This window comes from Pseudomonas sp. PME37.24/006, from assembly GCF_055556635.1.
This window is the reverse complement of the sequence record NZ_JBVHNL010000200.1, coordinates 1-256: the sequence shown is the minus strand read 5'-3', so window position 1 is coordinate 256 and position 256 is coordinate 1. Positions and strand designations below refer to the sequence as shown.

The window sequence follows — 256 nt, the reverse complement described above, 5'->3', positions numbered from 1 at the left end:
CGTCGAGTTCTCCGCGAACGTCGTGATGTTCGTCCCCCTCGGTCTTCTGGCCCTCGCGTGGGGCGGACGCCCGTGGCACGGCATCCTGGGCGGGCTGGTTCTCAGCGCCGCCATCGAGGCGACGCAACTGCTGTTCCTCCCCACCCGTGTGGCCGACGTGCGCGACGTCGTCGCGAACACCGCCGGGGCGGCGCTGGGCGTGCTCGTCGGCGCGCTGATCGCCCGCGCTGTCCGTTCTCACAGCGAGCGCATAGCC

1 protein-coding gene is annotated in these 256 nt (G+C 71.9%); it reads left to right on the top strand.

The window, feature by feature from the left end:
• Positions 1–256: VanZ family protein (locus tag ACZ3GY_RS24395; protein WP_465912367.1), on the top strand; the 256-nt coding region annotated here is incomplete at both ends.